Source organism: Streptomyces sp. NPDC101227 (genome assembly GCF_044767545.1).
GTDB lineage: Bacteria > Actinomycetota > Actinomycetes > Streptomycetales > Streptomycetaceae > Streptomyces.
Genome location: NZ_JBIWOD010000016.1, coordinates 160,969 through 177,991, shown reverse-complemented (window position 1 = coordinate 177,991; position 17,023 = coordinate 160,969). Strand labels below are relative to the sequence as shown.

At 74.1% G+C, this 17,023-nt stretch carries 13 protein-coding genes and 1 riboswitch; of the genes, 7 read left to right on the top strand and 6 right to left on the bottom strand.

Going from position 1 to position 17,023, the window contains the following annotated elements; genetic code table 11:
• The first annotated feature begins 189 nt into the window (after positions 1-189).
• On the top strand, positions 190-603 hold the full coding sequence (locus ACIRPT_RS31045) for a VOC family protein (RefSeq protein ID WP_403833080.1): 414 nt from the start codon (positions 190-192) through the stop codon (positions 601-603).
• 17 nt (positions 604-620) lie between these two features.
• Here ACIRPT_RS31045 and ACIRPT_RS31040 read toward each other — a convergent pair whose 3' ends face one another.
• The 3 genes from ACIRPT_RS31040 to ACIRPT_RS31030 form a co-directional block, all read right to left on the bottom strand.
• Complete coding sequence (locus ACIRPT_RS31040; RefSeq protein WP_403833077.1) at positions 621-2,081, bottom strand: hypothetical protein; 1,461 nt, start codon at positions 2,079-2,081, stop codon at positions 621-623.
• Between the two features lie 141 nt (positions 2,082-2,222).
• Positions 2,223-3,350: an alpha/beta hydrolase gene (locus tag ACIRPT_RS31035; RefSeq protein ID WP_403833074.1), complete on the bottom strand. Its 1,128-nt coding sequence runs from the start codon at positions 3,348-3,350 to the stop codon at positions 2,223-2,225.
• A 149-nt stretch (positions 3,351-3,499) separates the two neighbouring features.
• A complete protein-coding gene (locus tag ACIRPT_RS31030; protein ID WP_403833072.1) occupies positions 3,500-4,204 on the bottom strand; it encodes a class II aldolase/adducin family protein in 705 nt (234 codons plus the stop codon).
• A 619-nt stretch (positions 4,205-4,823) separates the two neighbouring features.
• On the opposite strand from ACIRPT_RS31030, the gene ACIRPT_RS31025 reads away from it, so the two are divergent.
• Positions 4,824-6,152, top strand: a complete 1,329-nt coding sequence (locus ACIRPT_RS31025; protein WP_403833069.1) for an anion permease — start codon at positions 4,824-4,826, stop codon at positions 6,150-6,152.
• Positions 6,153-6,220: 68 nt separating this feature from the next.
• Complete coding sequence (locus ACIRPT_RS31020) at positions 6,221-6,457, top strand: hypothetical protein (RefSeq protein WP_403833066.1); 237 nt, start codon at positions 6,221-6,223, stop codon at positions 6,455-6,457.
• Between the two features lie 67 nt (positions 6,458-6,524).
• On the opposite strand, the gene ACIRPT_RS31015 is transcribed toward ACIRPT_RS31020, so the two are convergent.
• The 3 genes from ACIRPT_RS31015 to ACIRPT_RS31005 are packed head-to-tail and all read right to left on the bottom strand — an operon-like array spanning position 6,525 to position 11,033.
• A complete protein-coding gene (locus ACIRPT_RS31015) occupies positions 6,525-7,919 on the bottom strand; it encodes an extracellular solute-binding protein (protein WP_403833063.1) in 1,395 nt (464 codons plus the stop codon).
• Positions 7,916-10,579 carry a caspase family protein gene (locus ACIRPT_RS31010; RefSeq protein ID WP_403833061.1) on the bottom strand — a complete coding sequence of 888 codons (2,664 nt, stop codon included), beginning with the start codon at positions 10,577-10,579 and terminating at the stop codon, positions 7,916-7,918. The genes ACIRPT_RS31015 and ACIRPT_RS31010 overlap by 4 nt, the downstream gene beginning before the upstream one ends.
• Before the next feature lie 4 nt (positions 10,580-10,583).
• Positions 10,584-11,033, bottom strand: coding sequence for a hypothetical protein (locus ACIRPT_RS31005; protein WP_403833058.1), 450 nt, complete (start codon positions 11,031-11,033; stop codon positions 10,584-10,586).
• A 205-nt stretch (positions 11,034-11,238) separates the two neighbouring features.
• Positions 11,239-11,392: riboswitch (cobalamin riboswitch) on the top strand.
• Between the two features lie 129 nt (positions 11,393-11,521).
• On the opposite strand from ACIRPT_RS31005, the gene ACIRPT_RS31000 reads away from it, so the two are divergent.
• The 4 genes from ACIRPT_RS31000 (at position 11,522) to cobO (ending at position 17,013) form a co-directional block, all read left to right on the top strand.
• On the top strand, positions 11,522-12,493 hold the full coding sequence (locus ACIRPT_RS31000; protein WP_403833056.1) for a cobalamin biosynthesis protein: 972 nt from the start codon (positions 11,522-11,524) through the stop codon (positions 12,491-12,493).
• 86 nt (positions 12,494-12,579) lie between these two features.
• A complete protein-coding gene (locus ACIRPT_RS30995) occupies positions 12,580-14,070 on the top strand; it encodes a cobyric acid synthase (RefSeq protein ID WP_403833177.1) in 1,491 nt (496 codons plus the stop codon).
• A 175-nt stretch (positions 14,071-14,245) separates the two neighbouring features.
• Positions 14,246-16,417 (top strand): putative cobaltochelatase, encoded by a 2,172-nt coding sequence (locus ACIRPT_RS30990; RefSeq protein ID WP_403833054.1) that lies wholly within the window; start codon positions 14,246-14,248, stop codon positions 16,415-16,417.
• Positions 16,417-17,013 (top strand): cob(I)yrinic acid a,c-diamide adenosyltransferase, encoded by a 597-nt coding sequence (cobO, locus tag ACIRPT_RS30985; RefSeq protein WP_403833052.1) that lies wholly within the window; start codon positions 16,417-16,419, stop codon positions 17,011-17,013. Before ACIRPT_RS30990 ends, cobO begins: the two co-directional genes overlap by 1 nt.
• Positions 17,014-17,023: the final 10 nt, after the last annotated feature.

Sequence of the window (17,023 nt, the reverse complement as noted above, 5' to 3'; positions counted from 1 at the left end):
CTAACGGTGTTGGGCAAGCGCTTTTCCCCTGACGTGGTATCCGCTGGTCACGGCCGGTTTCCGGGGCATTGTCAGACCCCGCTGCGAGACTGTGACACAGGTCTCGGGCAGAGGTCTCGGACACGGGTCTCGGACACGGGTCTCGGACACAGGTCTCCATACGGCGTCATGAGAGGGACGGTGAGAGCGATGACGGGTGTGACGACGGGTGCGCCCACGGTGTTTCCGGCGCTGCTCTACCGCGATGCCCGGGCGGCGATCCGTCAGCTGACGGAAGCCTTCGGGTTCGTGGCGGAGGCGGTGTACGACGGCGCGGACGGCATGGTGGCGCACGCCGAGCTGTCGTACGGGAACGGCCGGGTGATGCTGGGGTCCAAGGGGCACGGCGGGGCCTTCGACGAGGCGATGGCCGGCGCCGGTCCCTGCGCCGTGTACGTGGTGGTCGAGGACACCGACGCGCATTGTGCGCGGGCCGAGGCGGCCGGGGCGGAGATCCTGATGCCGCCCGCGGACCAGCAGTACGGCTCGCGCGACTACATGGCGCGGGACCGCGAGGGCAACATCTGGAGCTTCGGGACGTACCGGCCGGGCGCCCCGTCATGAGGCCCCCGGCCGGACTCTTACGCGCCGCCCGTGTGCACCTGGAACGCCGCGCGCCGCACGGCCTTGGCGAGCGCCGGGTCGGGGTGTGCCGCGGCCAGGGCGACCAGCACCTGCACGGTGCGGGGGTGGCCGACGGCGCGTACCTCCGCCAGCAGGCGCGGCACCGAGCCCTGGACCGCCGAGTCGAGGTGCCGGACCAGGAGTTGGGTCTCGCCGTGGTCCGCGACGGCCGCCGCGGTGTCCACCCACAGCCAGGTCGACTCCTCACGGGTGAGCACATCGGGCGCGGTCTCCGGGTCGCCGCCCTCGTGCTCGACCAGCCACAGCAGGGCGTAGGGGCGCAGCGCCGGCTCGTCGGCGGCGGCGCGGACGGCCGGTTCGGCGGGGGCGCCGACCGCGCGCAGCGCCTCGAAGGCCAGGCCACGCAGCAGCGCGTCCTCGCCGCGGGCCACGGTCAGCAGCTCCTCGACGGCGGCGCCGATCGCGCGGGCGGCGAGCCAGGCACGGTATTCCGCACGGGCCGGGCCCGGGGTGAGCCGGGCGCAGCCGCGCAGCATCGCCTCCGCGGACTGCTCGATGTGGCCCGCCGTGCTCTGCGCGGCCACACAGATCCGCTCCAGCTTGACCCACACCGACCAGTTGCCCAGCGGCGTCAGCCGGGCCTCGTCGCTGTCGTAGGACTCCTCGTACGCACCGTCCTGGGCGTCGCCCGGCGCGCCGCCCGGGGGGACCATCGCGCCCACCGTCGTCAGTGCGCCCAGCGCCCAGTTCAGGAGTGCGGCGAGCGAGGCCCCCGCGGCGTCGTTCACCGTCCCCCCGGACCCGTCGGCGTCGGCCACGTCCTGTCCGTAGGGGACCTCGCAGCGCTCGGTGCGCAGCTCGGCGACGCGCTGTTCGAGCATGTCGAGCAGGACGGGCAGCCGTACGGGCCCGGCCGACAGATACAGCAGCGAGAGCAACTGCGGTACGGCCTCGACGACTTCGGCGACGATGGCGGGACCGGCGCCGGGCGGGGCCGGGCGGGCCAGCGACCAGGCGTCGAAGAGGGCGACCCAGCCGCGCAGTGCGGCGGTGTCGTCGCGGTCCCAGGCGCGCAGCCGCCAGCCGGGGCGGGCGACGCCGCCGTGCAGTTCGATCAGGCCGGCGAGCCGGGCGCGGTCCCAGTCGGCGCGGACCTGGTGCGGTGTCAGTCCCAGGTCCCCGGCGGCGCGTTCCACGGCGGCGTCCGGCAGGGCTCCGTCGGGACCGGCCCGCAGGCCGGTACCGGCGGCGCCGGGGCCGTCGGCCCAGCGGCCGAGGCGGGCCGCGCCGGCCAGGACGGCGCGGGCCTGACGGGCCAGTTCCCCCGCGGCGGGGGTGCCGGCGGGCGGGCGGGGCGCCGGACGGGCGGCCCGGGTGCTCACCGCCCGGCGGGCGGCCGCAATCGGTTGACCGGAGACGAGTCGGAGCCGGGAGTCGCGCGGAGTACGGGACGTCACAGGAGCAGTGTTGCCGCTGACGGCCCGAAAGCCCAATCGGAACCCTTCTTGCGATCTTGCGGGGCCGCGCCGCCTCGCCGGCCCATCCCTGATGTGCGGAGTTGTCCCCCCGTATACCCGCCGGTCACCGAAGCGGCCCGGTCACATCAGCGGGGTCAGGAATCGGCGCAGGGCCTCTTCGTAGCGGGGCGGGTCGGCGTTCCACATCGCGGCGTGCGGGGCGTGCGGGACGGGCTGAAGGGTGATCAGGTCCGTCCGGCGGGCGGCGAAGGATCGCGAGGCGGCCCAGGGGGCGATGGTGTCGTCCGGGCCGTGGAAGAGGAGGGTGGGGACGGTCAGCGTGGCCGGGTCGACGGCGTCGGCGGGGCGGTGGACGGGCAGCCCGGTGATGCCTTCGGCGGCGCGGACGACCAGCGGGAGCAGGGCGCGCGGGACCCCCCGGGCGGCGGCCAGCGCGCGGACGGTGGCGTGCCGGTCGAGGACCGGCGAGTCCAGGATGAGGCCGCTGATCCGGCCGCGCAGCGCGGAGTGGCCGGCGGCGCGCAGCGCCATGGTGGCGCCGGTGGACCAGCCGTAGAGGACGACGTCGTGGGCGCCGTAGCGGACCGCGTAGCGGATGGCGGCGTCCAGGTCGCGCCATTCGGCGTCGCCGAGGTGGTTGATGCCGTCGGTGGTGGCCGGTGCGCCGAGGTCGTTGCGGTAGGCGATGTCGAGGACCGGGAGGCGGTAGCGGCGCAGGAACGGCATGACGATCATGGGGTGTTCGCGGGTGGTGCCCAGGCCGTGTGCCGTGATGACCCAGGTGTCGCGGACGCCGGGGACGAACCACGCGGGGAGGGGGCCGAGCTCGCCGGGGATGTCGACGTCGGCGCTGTCGGCGCCGAGGGCGTCGCGGGGGTTGCCGATGTGCACCTGCGGGGTCAGCCGCATCCGGAGGCCCGGCCGCAGGGTGCCGTGGGTGACGCGCGTCAGGCGGCGGACGACCGTGTCGGGGGCGTGCGGGGTGCCGTGGACGACGGGGCCGATCTCGGCGTGGCAGCCGGCGCCGGTGAGGCCGTAGACGCCGGGCCGCAGGGACTCAAAGCTGCGGGTCAGGGTGATCAGATCGTCGGTGACGGAGTGAACCGTGAGGCGGGAGTCGCCGGGCAGGGGGCGATCGGGGGGCGGTTTCAGGGCAACATCGCCGGCATACCGGCCGACCGCCACGGCGGCCGCCCCGGCGCCGAGCACGGTCATGGCTGCCACGGCCGCCGCTGTACCCCTTCGCATCTTTCCAGTGTGCAAAGGGGCGCCGGGTGCGGCCAGTGGGGCGGGAGCGGGCGGGTGACGGCGGCGGGGCGGGCGCGACGCGGGATGGGCCGCGGGCGGCGGAATCGGGGTCTCCCCTGCTCGAACGCAGTTGAGAGCTTGGGGAAGGGTCAGTCGTGGCGGCCGTAGCCGCGGAGCTTCTCCCGGGCCTCGTCGAGCTGGGCCGGCGACAGCAGGCTGGGCGTATGTCCCGGCAGGGAGCTCGCGGTGAGCCAGACCCGGCACATCCATTCCAGCTGGGCGGTGCGGTCCAGGGCCTGGTCGAGGCTGTTCCCGTAGGCCATGGTGCCGTGGTTCCGGAGGAGGCAGGCGGTGCGGTCGCGCAGCGCGTCGAGCATGTTCGCGGCGAGTTCGTCGGTGCCGTAGAGGGCGTACGGGGCGACCCGGACCGCGCCGCCGAGGGCGCCGGCCATGTAGTGGATCGGCGGGAGCTCGGGGACGAGGGTGGAGACGGCGGTGGCGTACGGCGCGTGGGTGTGGACGACGGCGGTGGCCGGGGTGGCGCGGTAGACCGCCAGGTGCATGGGGAGTTCGCTGGTGGGGCGCAGGGAGCCGATGATCTGGCGGCCGTCGAGATCGACGGCGGTGGTGTCGCCGGGGCCGAGGCGGTCGTAGGGGACGCCGGTGGGCGTGACCAGGATCAGGTCCTTGAGGCGGCAGGAGACATTGCCGGAGGTGCCGACGACCAGGCCGTCGGCGACGGTGCGGCGGGCGGTGGCGACCAGCTCGCTCCAGGCGTCGGCGATGCGGTCGGGGTGGCTCCTCGCCAGGTGGGTGGTGGGGTCGTGCGGCGGGCGGGCGGTGGGTTCGGGCATGGTGTCCTCCGGCGCGGTGGCGGCAGAACTGCCGAGGGGCGACTGCGTGCGCGCCACCGTACGGGCAGGCGGGGGCACGATACGGCAGGGGCACACATGTCCGGTATCCGCCATATGGGGCTACTGGCGTGTCTGTGGTGATTGGCCTGATATCGGCCGTCTTGCGCTGGTCGGCCGTTAGCGTCGGGCATGAGTTGCTGAGCCGGCATACCGTCACCAACTCGAAGGGGACCCATGGCCCGTGAGCCCGACCCGCACCGCACGGCATCCGACGGCCCGCCCGGCGCCCTCGGACGCGCCGCGACCCGCCGCCGCCCGCACACCCGCCGCCCCTCGCTCCCCCGCCCCCGCCCTCCCCGGCCGTCGCCGCCCCGGCCCGCGCGCCGGGCGATAGCCGAGGCCGCCGCCGGGCGCGCCGACGGGCGCCCGGGACCGCTGAAGCGGGTCGGCGGCCCAGCTCAGGAAGTTTGCCAACAGGTGATGCGGAAGTGACACCGGAGGCACCTCCGTGTGAACCATGCGGGGGTGTCACTATCGAGCCCCACGCAGTTCACTTTCCGTTCACCAACTCTCCGTACGGTCCCAGCGACACTGACCATCGAACTGATTGCCTGGGTGAATGGAACACATCACGCTTCTCATCGGGATCGTGATCGTCACGGCCTTGGTGTTCGACTTTACGAACGGCTTCCACGACACGGCCAATGCAATGGCCACCACCATCTCCACCGGGGCCTTGCGACCCAAGACCGCGGTGGCGATGTCGGCAGTCCTCAACCTCGTCGGTGCGTTCCTGTCCGTGGAGGTGGCCAAGACCATCTCCGGGGGGATCATCGACGAGAGCGCCGGCATCAGACCTGAAGTGATCTTCGCCGGTCTGGTCGGCGCGATCGTCTGGAACCTGCTGACCTGGCTCGCGGGCCTCCCCTCCAGTTCTTCCCACGCCCTCTTCGGCGGTCTGATCGGCGCGACGCTGGTGTCGGTGGGCACGGGCGGCGTGCACGGCGGCGCCGTGGTGATGAAGGTCCTCATCCCGGCGGTGGCCGCGCCGATCGTCGCGGGTCTCGCCGCGATGGCCGCGACCCGGCTCACCTACCGGCTGACCCGCCACCGCGACGAGGCGGACACCGCCAAGGGCTACCGCGCGGGCCAGATCGCCTCCGCCGCCCTGGTCTCCCTCGCGCACGGCACCAACGACGCGCAGAAGACGATGGGCGTGATAACCCTCGCGCTGATCACCGGCGGGGTGGTCGCCCCGCACGCCGACCCGCCGCTGTGGGTCATCGCCTCCGCGGGCATGGCCATCGCGCTCGGCACGTACCTGGGCGGCTGGCGGATCATCCGCACGATGGGCAAGGGCATCACCGACATCCAGCCGCCGCAGGGCTTCGCCGCCCAGACCGGCGCGGCGGCCACCATCCTGGCCTCCTCGCACCTGGGTTTCGCGCTCTCCACCACCCAGGTCTGCTCCGGTGCCGTGATGGGTTCGGGCCTGGGCCGCAAGGGCGGCGTGGTGCGCTGGTCGACGGCCGGGCGGATGGTCCTGGCCTGGGGCCTGACGCTGCCGGCGGCCGGTCTGGTCGCGGCGGGCGCCGCGTTCCTGGCCAAGCAGGGCAGCTGGGGCGTGGCGGCGGTCGCCGTCCTCGGTCTCGGTGTCTGCGGCGCGATCTGGGCCGCCTCCCGGCGCAAGCCCATCGACCACACCAATGTCAACGACGGCCCGGCCGCCGAGCCGGTGGGCGTGGTGACCGCCGCGCTGCAGACCGTCTCCCCTCCCCCGGCGGGTTCCATGACCGCGCCGGCCACCGCGCCGGACACCGAGTCGGCCACCGAGCCGGCCACCGAGCCGGACGTCTCCGACGCGCCGGCCCCGGCGGCCCCGGCGGCCGCCGCGGACGCCCCTCCGACCCCGCCCGCGGCACGCAAGAAGACCGCGGCCGCCCGCTGACGCCGACCTCCCGCACGGGACGCGGGACACGGGACACGGAAACCACGGAAACAAGGACAGGGAACACAATGAGCATCGACTGGGCAGCTCTCGGCCAGGTCTTCGGCGTCACGCTCGCGGTGACGGTCGGGATCGTGGGTCTGTTCACCGTCGGCATCGTCGGTACGTCCCGCACGCCGGGCGGGCCGGGCGACACGGCCACGGCCACCGGGCCCGGCGTCGGCGCACGGACCGGTGCGGTGGCCGCCTTCGCGCTGTGCGCGGCGGCCGTGGCGTACGGCATCTATCTGATCGTCGCCGCCTGAGAAAGCGGGCAGGGCCCCCGGCGACCGGCCGGGAGCCCTGCTCCTTCACAGCACGGCAAAGAGGCGCTCAGTGGCCGCGGGGATCCCCCCGGCCGCTGAGCGCCTCGTCCGCTTCCTTGGCCAGTTTGTCGGCGATGGACGTGCCGCCCGGGCTGCCGAGATACTCGGAGACACGGATCTGCACGACCTTGCTGAACGTCTGGTAGTGGGCGCTGCGCGGCCGGGGCTCGGCCGCCCGCAGGGCCGCGTACAGCGTCCGGGTGTACGGCGGTTCCTGGCCCGGCTGCTGCGCCGGCGAGCCGCCGGCGCCCCGCTCGCCGCGCTCGGCGTCCCCGGGCGGCAGCGGGCAGGCGGGCGCGTCCGCCCCGTGCCGGTAGGCCGAGTCACGGGTCGCGGCGAAACCGCGCTCCAGGAGGCAGCGCTCGCTGCTCGGGCTGGTCAGCGCCTGGATCAGTGCGCGGGCGCCCTCGGGGCGGGTGCTGTGCACGGAGATCGCGAGGTTCTGGCCGCCCAGGACGGATATCCGTTTGCCGTCGGAGGGGCGGGCCGGCAGCTCGGCGACGTCGAACTGTTTGCCGGGGGTGAGCTTCTCGGCGACCGAGGCGTACTCGACCGGCCAGTTGCGCATGAACAGCGCGCGCCCGTCGGCGAACCAGCGGCGGCTCTCCGTCTCGTCCATCGTCGTGACCTCGTGCGGCATGATCGCGTCGAGCCGGAGCTTGAGGTCGCCGACGCCCTGCTGGAGCGAGCCGACCTGCGCGCCCTTGGTGAAACTGGTGGCCTCCGGGTCGCCACCCGCGGCCCAGGCGGCCTCCAGGGCATTGACGGTCAGCCCTTCGTACGGCCGCAGCTGGGCGACCATGCCGTACATCCTGGGCGGCTTCTTCCCGCCCTTCGCGGCCTTGGCGGCCTTGCGGTTGTACCCGCTCGCGGCCTGGTAGGCCCAGTCCTGCAGCTCCCCCCAGTTGGCCGGGGGGCCGTCGTGCCCGAAGTCGTGCAGGATGTCGCTGCGGTAATAGAGCAGCCCCGCGTCGGTGTTGAAGGGCACGCCCCAGACCTTGTGGTCGTACTCCGTGGTCTTGACGACGGAACGGAGGAAGTCGCCGTCCAGGCTCGTGCCCCAGGGGCGGATGACGCCCGCCTCGGCGAACTCCGCGGTCCAGGTGACGTCGATGTTGAGGACGTCGTAGCCGCCGTTGCCGGACTGGCCGGCCGCCAGCAGCTGGCTGCGCTGGCCGTCGGCGGTGTCGGGGAGTTTGACGATCCGCACCGCGTGGCCGGTGCGCCGCTCGAAGGCGTGGATGAGGTCCTGGCGGACGCCGGAGCTGGAGAGGTCGCTGCCGGTGGCGAGCACGATCGCGCCCTTCTCCGTAACGGGCCCGGCCTCCGACGTACAGCCGCCGGCCGCCACCAGGGTCAGACAGGCCAGCGCGGCGGTCAGGACGGTGCGCGATGCGGTCACTGGTACCCCTTTGCTGCGGTGCCGATCGAGGCGACGAAACCGGCGAGCTGATCGGGGGCCCCGGGGCCGCCGGGCACACACTGGCCCTTGGAGGCGCCGGCCAGCCACTGGAGGGCGAAGGAGTCGCACCCGGACCAGCCCATCGCCAGCGTCAGCACCGGTACATCGGGGCCGCTCTTCAGCAGCTCGGTGAGCGTCTTCTCCACGCCCGGGGCGCGCCGCGATCCGGCACCGTCGTCCTGGTCGAGGATGAGCACGATGGCGTTGCTGGTGCCCTTGGCCTTCTTCATCGCCCGTACCGCGGCGGTCAGCGCCTCCTCCATCGCGGCTCCGTGGTCGACGAGTTCGCCGCCCGCGATCCGTTCCAGTGCGGCCTTTCCCCGGGCCGGGTCGGCGGTGCCGAGCGGGACCACCTCGCGTACGGCGTCGGGGTCGCCGGGATGCGCGCGGTCCGGGAAGGTCCACAGCCCGTACGTGTGGTGGGCGCCGACCATCTCCAGGGCCCGGCTCGCCGCGCTGCCGGCGACGGAGAGCTTGCCGCCGTCCGCCATGGAGGTGGAGGTGTCCATCAGGATCAGCAACTGGCTGGACTTCTGGGCCTTGTTGTAGCCGTCCAGCACCTTGGCGACCTGCTCCGGGTCCGCCGTGAAGGGGACGACGGGGGCGTGCGGATCGGTCTGGGCGCGGCTGTCGAGCAGCGGCGAGCCCTTCGCCGGCCGCGGCATCGCGCCGTTCTTCCCCGGCACCCCGCGGTAGCCCTGTGCGGTGAGGGTGCGCTGGCCGCCGTCCGGGTCGCGGAGCCACCGGGCGAAGCTCTCGACGGCGGCCCGCCGGGCGGTGGCGTCGGCGTCGCCGCGCCAGTCCACCCGGATGAGGGGGTGGTCGAGGGCCGGGACGTTCTTGGGGTAGTAGGCGTCGTAGCGCTCGCGGAGCGGGGGCGGGGACGCCAGAGCCGGGCAACTCCCGGTGGCGCGGCCCAGGTTGAAGTCGGCGAGGGACTTCTCGGAGACCAGCGGCGCGGAGGTGGCGGCGGCGCCGGAGCCGGCCTTGGCGGCGCCGTCCGGGTCGTTGGCGTCGGGCCGCAGCGAGCACAGCAGCTCGGTGCTGCCCGCGTACTGGCTGCCCGGGGCGGAGAGCCGGCTCTCGGCCTTGTCGGCGAGCGTCGGGGCGGGGTCAGGTGTGTCCGAGGAGCCGATGGCGGAACCGTCGTTGGCGAGGTAGAGGCCGATGGTGTGCAGCAGGCCGGTACCGGACAGGACGGGGCTGGGCCGCAGGAGTCTGAGGTCGCGGTGCTTGCCGTCGGTGCCGGTGAGCAGGTCCCGCCAGGAGGCGCTGCCCGGTTCGACGTCGGCCAGCCGCTTGTTCGTCGGGATGCCGACGACCAGCGGGGTGTAGGCGACCGGGCCGGTGTTGTGCAGGGCCGCCGGGGAGCCGGTCGCGGGCATCCCGCGGCGGGCCTCGTCGTAGTCGGCGGTGGACTCGGGGATCCACAGGTCGGGCTGCGGGCCCGGCCGGTAGAGGGGGTCGGTGCCCTTGCCGTCCGGCCGTCCCTTGCCGGTGCCCTGCGCCTCGCCCTGCCAGCGGTCGGCGGCGGCGAAGCCCTGGTCGACCTGGTCCTTGGCGGCGGAGTAGACGGTGATCTGGGCGCGCCGGCAGCCGTCGGGGTAGTCGCCCTCGCCGTCCAGGGGGCGGGTGTTGGCGTCGGACGTCTCGTAGTCGAAGGCCGCCCGGCGCAGGGTGGATTCGGCTTCCGGGGCGGTGAGCAGCCGCAGTTCGAGGGCGGGCGGGCAGGCCGGGGGGTCGCCGGGGAGGTTCAGCAGGACGACGCCCGTGGTGGCCGGTACGAAGATGATCGCGAGGACGAGGAGGAGCCTGAGCCAGTGCCGGGTGTACGCATTGAGCCAGCGGCGTAAGCGGATGCGCAGCGGGGTCCGGGGCCGGGCCTCGGGGGTGGCGAAGGAGAGGATGACGTCGTCGGTGGTGTTCTGCTTGGCCGAGCGGGGCTGCCAGACGTCGTCCATCGGGGTCCGCTCGCCGGCGAGCTCGCCGCGCAGCTCCTGGACGAGATCGTCGAAGGCGACGAAGCGTTTGCCCGGTATGCCGCGTTCGAGGACGCGCACCACGGCGCGGGTGAAGACGCTGCCGCCGGCCGGTTCGTCGCCGCTGAAAATACGGCGGTTGGGCTGCGCGGCCATCAGCAGCGACATGGGCTTGCGGCACAGGTGGAAGGCCTCGCCGGCGTTTCCGGCGTAGCAGCACTCCAGGATGATCACGATCCGGTCGGCCCGCGCGTTGTCCAGGTAGCGCAGCACCACGTCTCTCCAGGAGACGGTCTTGTGGCGCCGTTGTGAGGTGCCGACCATCAGCTGGAGATCGCCGCCGTCCGGGCCGACCCGTCCGTGGCCGGAGAAATAGACCAGCAGCAGTCCGCGCGCCTCGCTCGTGACGGCGTCCAGCTCCTGCTGGACCTCCCATGGTTCCTGGGTCCGGCAGATGCGGACCTCGTCCTCGGTGAACAGGTCGGTGCCGGCATCGGTCAGGACGCCCTTGAGCTTCTCGGCGTTGTCCTTCACCGCGCGCAGCGGGCGCAGATGCTTGTAGTCGCTGACACAGATCAGCAGCGCCCGGTTGACCTTGCCCCGTGCGTCGTATTCGGGCATCCGCTCAGTCCCCGGCGGTGCTGCCGCCCTCGGGGCCGAGCTCGCGCAGTCCGCCGTCCCCCTCGCCGACCGTGACGGAGGGCTCCTCGCCGTCGGCGCGGTCCTCCCTGCGCCTGCGCAGCCACTCCTGCAGGGCGATGGTCAGGCTCTTGGTGATCTCCGCGGCGACCGCGCCGACGACGACCAGGATCAGGTCGTCCACGCCGACGGCCATATCGGCCGGGCCGGACTCGTCGCCGCCCCCGCTCTCGCCCGCCGGCCTGGGCCGCTGCGTCCAGTTGTGCCGCCGCTGGGTCAGCCACGGCTCCCGTTCCAGCCAGGCCCGCAGGTCCGCGGCGTCCCGCTCCGCATCGTTGGTGCCCGTGATCCTGATGCGGATCTCCTGGCCGCTCTCCCGGCCGTTCTCCTGACCGTTTTCCTGACCGCCCTCTCGACGGTCGGCACTGCCCGACATCCCCCGGCCCCCCTTCCGGCGGGCCCCATTGCCCACCGTGCACCAGATAGTGACGCGGGATCAGGCCCAGGGGCAACCGTCGGTGACGCACCGACCACCCTGTGGCCCGCGCCACAGCCCCTGCCACAGGGCTGCTTCGCAGGTCAAGGGTGAGTTGACGGGCATTCGCGGGGCGTGGTGGACTGCCCGGGCCATTCGGCGACAGATGAGGAAGTCCGGTGAGAATCCGGCGCGGTCCCGCCACTGTCACCGGGGAGCGCTCCTCCAGCGACGGCCACGGTCCGCGCGGATGCCCGCAGGGGCCGCCGCGTACGGGCTGGAAGGCCGGGGGAAGCGCCGATCCGGGAGCCAGGAGACTCTCGTCGCCGTCACGTCGAGCCAGGGCGCGGACCCTGAGTGAGGACATATCACCATGCCCGGCCGCCGTTCGAGATGCCCTCGCCCCGCCGTCGCCGTGTCCCTCCGAGGCCTGACGGCGGCCTGATCCGATGCGCGGCGAACACGCGGGATATGCGTGCGGCGCGGCCCTCGGCTTTCTCGGCGACCTGATCGCGGCCGATCCCCGGCGCGGCCATCCGGTGGCCGCGTTCGGCCGGGTCGCGGGAGCGCTCGAGCGCCGGCTGTGGCGCGACCATCGCGGATACGGGACGGCGCACGCGGTGTTGTGCGCGGGCGGCGCGGCGGCCGGTGCCGCACTCCTGCAGCGCGCCCTGGGAGGCAGGGCCCCGGCGCGGGCCGCCTTGACCGCGGCCACCGTCTGGGCGGTGCTCGGCGGCACCTCGCTCGGCCGGGAGGCGCGGGCCGTCGGCGGCGCGCTGGAGGCGGGCGATCTGGACGTGGCGCGCGAGCGGCTGCCGCATCTGTGCGGCCGCGATCCCCAGGCGCTGGACGGGCCGGGGATGGCCCGCGCGGTGGTGGAGTCGGTCGCGGAGAACACCTCGGACGCGGTGGTGGGCGCCCTGGTGTGGGGTGCGCTGGGCGGAGTGCCCGGTCTGGTGGCGTTCCGCGCGGTGAACACCCTGGATGCGATGGTGGGCCACAAATCGCCCCGCTACCGGCGGTTCGGCTGGGCGTCGGCCCGGCTCGACGATGTGGCCGGCTGGCCCGGATCGCGGCTTACCGCCGCGCTGACCGTCCTCGCGGGCCCCGACCGGCGCGGCGCGCTGCGGGCGTGGCGGGCCGACGGCGGCGCGCATCCCAGCCCCAACGCGGGCCCGGTGGAGGCCTCGTTCGCGGGCGCGCTCGGGGTGCGGCTGGGCGGCACCCTGGCGTACGGCGGACGGGTCGAGCACCGCCCGGTGCTCAACGGCCAGGCGCCGCCGCCCGGTACGGACGACATCGAGCGGGCGGTGCGGCTCTCGCGCCGGGTGAGCGTGCTGGCGCTGGCGGCGACGGTCGCGGGACGGCTGGCGGTCGGCGCGGCACGGCACAGGAGCGAGAGCGGGAGGAAGCGCCGGTGAACGGGCGAGGAAACGGGCGGGGCGACGGGCGGGGAAGCGCATCCGGCGCGGCGGTCGGCGGTGGCCGGCCGGGCGGTGGCCTGCTGGTGGCCGGTACGACGTCCGACGCGGGCAAGAGCGTGGTGACGGCGGGCATCTGCCGCTGGCTGGCCCGGCAGGGCGTCAAGGTGGCGCCCTTCAAGGCACAGAACATGTCCCTGAACTCCTTCGTCACGCGCGAGGGGGCGGAGATCGGGCGGGCGCAGGCGATGCAGGCGGCCGCGGCGCGGGTGGAGCCGACCGCGCTGATGAATCCCGTATTGCTCAAGCCGGGCAGCGACCGCAGCAGCCAGGTGGTGCTGATGGGCAAGCCGGTGGGCGAGCTGAGCGCCCGGGGCTACCACGCGGGCAGGCAGGAGCAGTTGCTGGGCACGGTGACCGACTGCCTCGCCGAGCTGCGCCGTACGCATGACGCGGTGATCTGCGAGGGCGCCGGCAGCCCCGCGGAGATCAATCTGCGGCGCAGCGACATCGTGAACATGGGCATCGCGCGGGCGGCCCGGATCCCGGTGGTGATCGTCGGCGACATCGACCGCGGCGGCGTCTTCGCCTCCTTCTTCGGGACCACGGCGCTGCTGTCCAAGGAGGATCAGGAGCTGGTGGCGGGGTATCTCGTCAATAAGTTCCGGGGCGATGTGACGCTGCTGGAGCCCGGGTTGGAGATGATGGAGCGGCTGAGCGGGCGGCCGACGCTGGGCGTGCTGCCGTACGCGCACGGGCTCGGCATCGACGAGGAGGACGGGCTGCGGGTGTCCCTGCGCGGGGCGGTCCGCGAGTCGGTGGTCGCGCCGCCGGTCGGCGCGGACGTGCTGCGGGTCGCGGTGTGTGCCGTGCCCCTGATGTCCAACTTCACGGACGTGGACGCGCTGGCCGCCGAACCTGGCGTGGTGGTGCGCTTCGTGGACCGCGCCGAGGAGCTGGCGGACGCGGACCTGGTGGTGCTCCCCGGGACGCGCGGCACCGTCCGGGCGCTCGCGTGGCTGCGTGAGCGCGGGCTGGCCGCGGCGATCGCCCGGCGGGCCGCCGAGGGGCGCCCGGTGCTGGGCATCTGCGGCGGTTTCCAGATGCTGGGTGAGCGCATCGAGGACGACGTCGAGTCGAAGGCGGGCACGGTCGAGGGGCTGGGACTGCTGCCGGTGCGGGTGCGCTTCGCCACCGGCAAGACCCTCGCGCGGCCGGTCGGCGAGGCGCTGGGCGAGCCGGTGGAGGGGTACGAGATCCACCACGGCGTGGCCGAGGTGGCCGGCGGCGAGGAGGCGTTCCTGGACGGCTGCCGGGTCGGCTCCGTGTGGGGCACCCACTGGCACGGCTCGCTGGAGAGCGACGGCTTCCGGCGGGCGTTTCTGCGCCGGGTGGCGGCCGATGCGGGCCGGGCGTTCGTACCGGCCCCGGACACCAGCTTCGGCGCGCTGCGCGAGGAGCAGCTGGACCGGCTCGGCGATCTGATCGAGGAGCATGCGGACACGGACGCGCTGCTGCGGCTGATCGAGGACGGGGTGCCGGCGGGGCTGCCGTTCGTGCCTCCGGGGGCGCCGTGAACGCCTGCGGCCGCGCCGTCCCCGCGGGTGCGGGGAGCGGAGAAGGAGCTCCACCAGGTGCTCGTGAAGCGGCGGGCCATCCCTGGATACGCGGAGCCATGGGCACAAGCATGCCGCACCAAGCCATCAGTTCGACCGGCAACGAACGAAAGCCACTCGAAGGAGTGATCGCCACATGAGCACCCGGTACCCGTTCACCGCCGTCGTCGGCATGGCCGACCTGCGGCTGGCGCTGCTGCTGAACGCCGTCAGCCCCGCCGTGGGCGGCGTTCTCGTCCGCGGCGAGAAGGGCACCGCGAAGAGCACCGCCGTGCGGGCGCTCGCGGATCTGCTGCCCGGGGTGCCGGTGGTGGCGGGCTGCCGCTTCAGCTGCGACCCCGCAGCGCCCGACGAGCGGTGCCCGGACGGGCCGCACGAGAGCGGCCCGGGCGCCTCCCGCCCGGCCCGTATGGTCGAGCTCCCGGTGGGCGCCTCCGAGGACCGGCTCGTCGGTGCGCTCGACATCGAGCGGGCGCTCGCCGAGGGCGTGAAGGCCTTCGAGCCGGGCCTGCTCGCGGACGCGCACCGCGGAATCCTGTACGTGGACGAAGTCAACCTCCTGCACGATCACTTGATCGACCTGCTCCTGGACGCCGCCGCCATGGGCGCCTCCTACGTGGAGCGCGAGGGCGTCTCCGTGCGCCACGCCGCCCGTTTCCTCCTCGTCGGCACCATGAACCCCGAAGAGGGCGAACTGCGCCCGCAGTTGCTGGACCGCTTCGGGCTGACCGTCGAGGTCGCGGCCTCCCGGGAGCCGGCGCAGCGGGTGGAGGTCGTGCGGCGCAGGCTGGCGTACGACGACGATCCGGCGGCCTTCGCGGCGCGCTGGGCGGACGAGGAGCGGGCGCTGCGGGAGCGGATCGTCGCGGCGCGGGCGCTGCTGCCGTCCGTGCGGCTCGGGGACACGGCGCTGCGCCAGATCGCCGCGACCTGTGCCGCGTTCGAGGTGGACGGGATGCGCGCGGACATCGTGATGGCCCGGACGGCGACGGCGCTGGCCGCGTGGGCGGGGCGGACCGAGGTCCACGAGGAGGATGTGCGGCAGGCGGCGCTGCTGGCGCTGCCGCACCGCAGGCGCCGCAACCCGTTCGACGCGCCGGGGCTGGACGAGGACAAGCTGGACGAGACGCTGGAGGAGTTCGGCGGGGCGGACGGCGACGACGAGCCCGACCCCGAGCCGGAGGGGCCGGACGGCGGGCCCGACGGCCCCGAGGGTCCCGGCGGCGGACCGGACGGGCCCGGTCCCGGCGGGGTGCCGCCTCAGGACGGCGGCCGGCAGGAGACGGCCCCGCCCGCCGCTCCCGAGGCGGACGGCGGCGACGACCCGGCGCCCGTCCCCGAGCAGCCGCCGGCCGAGACCGAACGGCCCGCCGCCGTACCCGCCGCGCAGCAGGCCGCCGTCGGCGCCGCCGAGCCGTTCCGCACCCGCCGGCTGGACGTGCCGGGCCTTGGCGAGGGCGCCGACGGGCGGCGCTCCCGGGCCCGTACCGCCCATGGCCGTACCACCGGGTCGCGGCGCCCCCGAGGCACCCTCGGCAAGCTGCACCTGGCGGCGACCGTGCAGGCCGCCGCGCCGCATCAGCGGGCGCGCGGGCGGAGCGGGCCGGGTCTGGTGGTGCGCCGGGACGATCTGCGCGAGGCGATGCGCGAGGGGCGGGAGGGCAATCTGGTCCTGTTCGTCGTGGACGCGTCCGGTTCGATGGCGGCGCGCAAGCGGATGAGCGCGGTCAAGGGCGCGGTGCTGTCGCTGCTGCTGGACGCGTATCAGCGGCGCGACAAGATCGGCATGATCACCTTCCGGGGTACGGGCGCGGAACTGGCGCTGCCCCCGACGTCCTCGGTGGAAGCGGGCGCGGCGCGGCTGGAGATGCTGCCGACGGGGGGCCGTACGCCGCTGGCGGAGGGGCTGCTGCGGGCCCATGAGGTGCTCCGGGTGGAGCGGATGCGCGATCCCTCCCGGCGTCCGCTGCTGGTGGTCGTGACGGACGGACGGGCGACCGGTGCATCGGCAGGGGCGGCGCAGAGCGCCTCGGGAAGCGGTGGTGGACGGGCGACGGGCGGGCCGCTGGTGCGGGCCCGCCGTGCGGCCGGGCTGCTGGCCGCCGAGGGCACCGCGTCGGTGGTCGTGGACTGCGAGGCGGGCCCGGTCCGGCTGGGGCTGGCCGGCGAGCTGGCCCGGTCGTTGCAGGGCACCGTCGTCACCCTCGATGAACTGCGCGCGGACAACGTCTCCGCGCTCGTACGGACCGCGCAGGGCAAGCCCGCTCGGCCCCGTAAGGCCGTTGAACCCAACAGGAAGGCCGCGTAATGCCGCAGGGACAGCCGTCCGTCGTACCGAACGACGGGCTCACCACCCGCCAGCGCCGCAACCGCCCGCTGGTCTTCGTCCACACCGGTCAGGGCAAGGGCAAGTCCACCGCCGCCTTCGGGCTGGCGCTGCGGGCATGGAACCAGGGCTGGCCGGTCGGTGTTTTCCAGTTCGTGAAGTCGGCGAAGTGGAAGGTCGGGGAGGAGCGGGCGCTGAAGGTGCTCGGCGAATCCGGCGAGGGCGGCAGCGTCGCCTGGCACAAGATGGGCGAGGGCTGGTCCTGGGTGCAGCGCGACATCGCCTCCAGTGAGGACGCGGCGCGCGAGGGCTGGGAGCAGGTCAAGCGGGATCTGGCGGCCGAGACGTACAAGCTGCTGGTGCTGGACGAGTTCGCCTACCCGCTGAAGTGGGGGTGGATCGACACCGAGGAGGTGGTGTCGGCGCTGCGCGACCGCCCGGGCACTCAGCATGTGGTCATCACGGGGCGCAACGCCCCGCAGCCGCTGCTGGACTTCGCGGATCTGGTGACGGACATGACGAAGGTCAAGCACCCGATGGACGCGGGCCAAAAGGGCCAGCGGGGCATCGAGTGGTGACAAAGGTGAG

Bases quoted from the DNA above. Each gene is read 5' to 3' on its own strand.
- ACIRPT_RS30990 (WP_403833054.1), top strand. From the start codon at position 14,246: ATGAGCACCCGGTACCCGTTCACCGCCGTCGTCGGCATGGCCGACCTG.
- ACIRPT_RS31030 (WP_403833072.1), bottom strand. From the start codon at position 4,204: ATGCCCGAACCCACCGCCCGCCCGCCGCACGACCCCACCACCCACCTG.
- ACIRPT_RS31005 (WP_403833058.1), bottom strand. From the start codon at position 11,033: ATGTCGGGCAGTGCCGACCGTCGAGAGGGCGGTCAGGAAAACGGTCAG.
- ACIRPT_RS31025 (WP_403833069.1), top strand. From the start codon at position 4,824: ATGGAACACATCACGCTTCTCATCGGGATCGTGATCGTCACGGCCTTG.
- ACIRPT_RS31010 (WP_403833061.1), bottom strand. From the start codon at position 10,579: ATGCCCGAATACGACGCACGGGGCAAGGTCAACCGGGCGCTGCTGATC.
- ACIRPT_RS31035 (WP_403833074.1), bottom strand. From the start codon at position 3,350: ATGCGAAGGGGTACAGCGGCGGCCGTGGCAGCCATGACCGTGCTCGGC.
- cobO (WP_403833052.1), top strand. From the start codon at position 16,417: ATGCCGCAGGGACAGCCGTCCGTCGTACCGAACGACGGGCTCACCACC.
- ACIRPT_RS31045 (WP_403833080.1), top strand. From the start codon at position 190: ATGACGGGTGTGACGACGGGTGCGCCCACGGTGTTTCCGGCGCTGCTC.
- ACIRPT_RS31020 (WP_403833066.1), top strand. From the start codon at position 6,221: ATGAGCATCGACTGGGCAGCTCTCGGCCAGGTCTTCGGCGTCACGCTC.
- ACIRPT_RS31000 (WP_403833056.1), top strand. From the start codon at position 11,522: ATGCGCGGCGAACACGCGGGATATGCGTGCGGCGCGGCCCTCGGCTTT.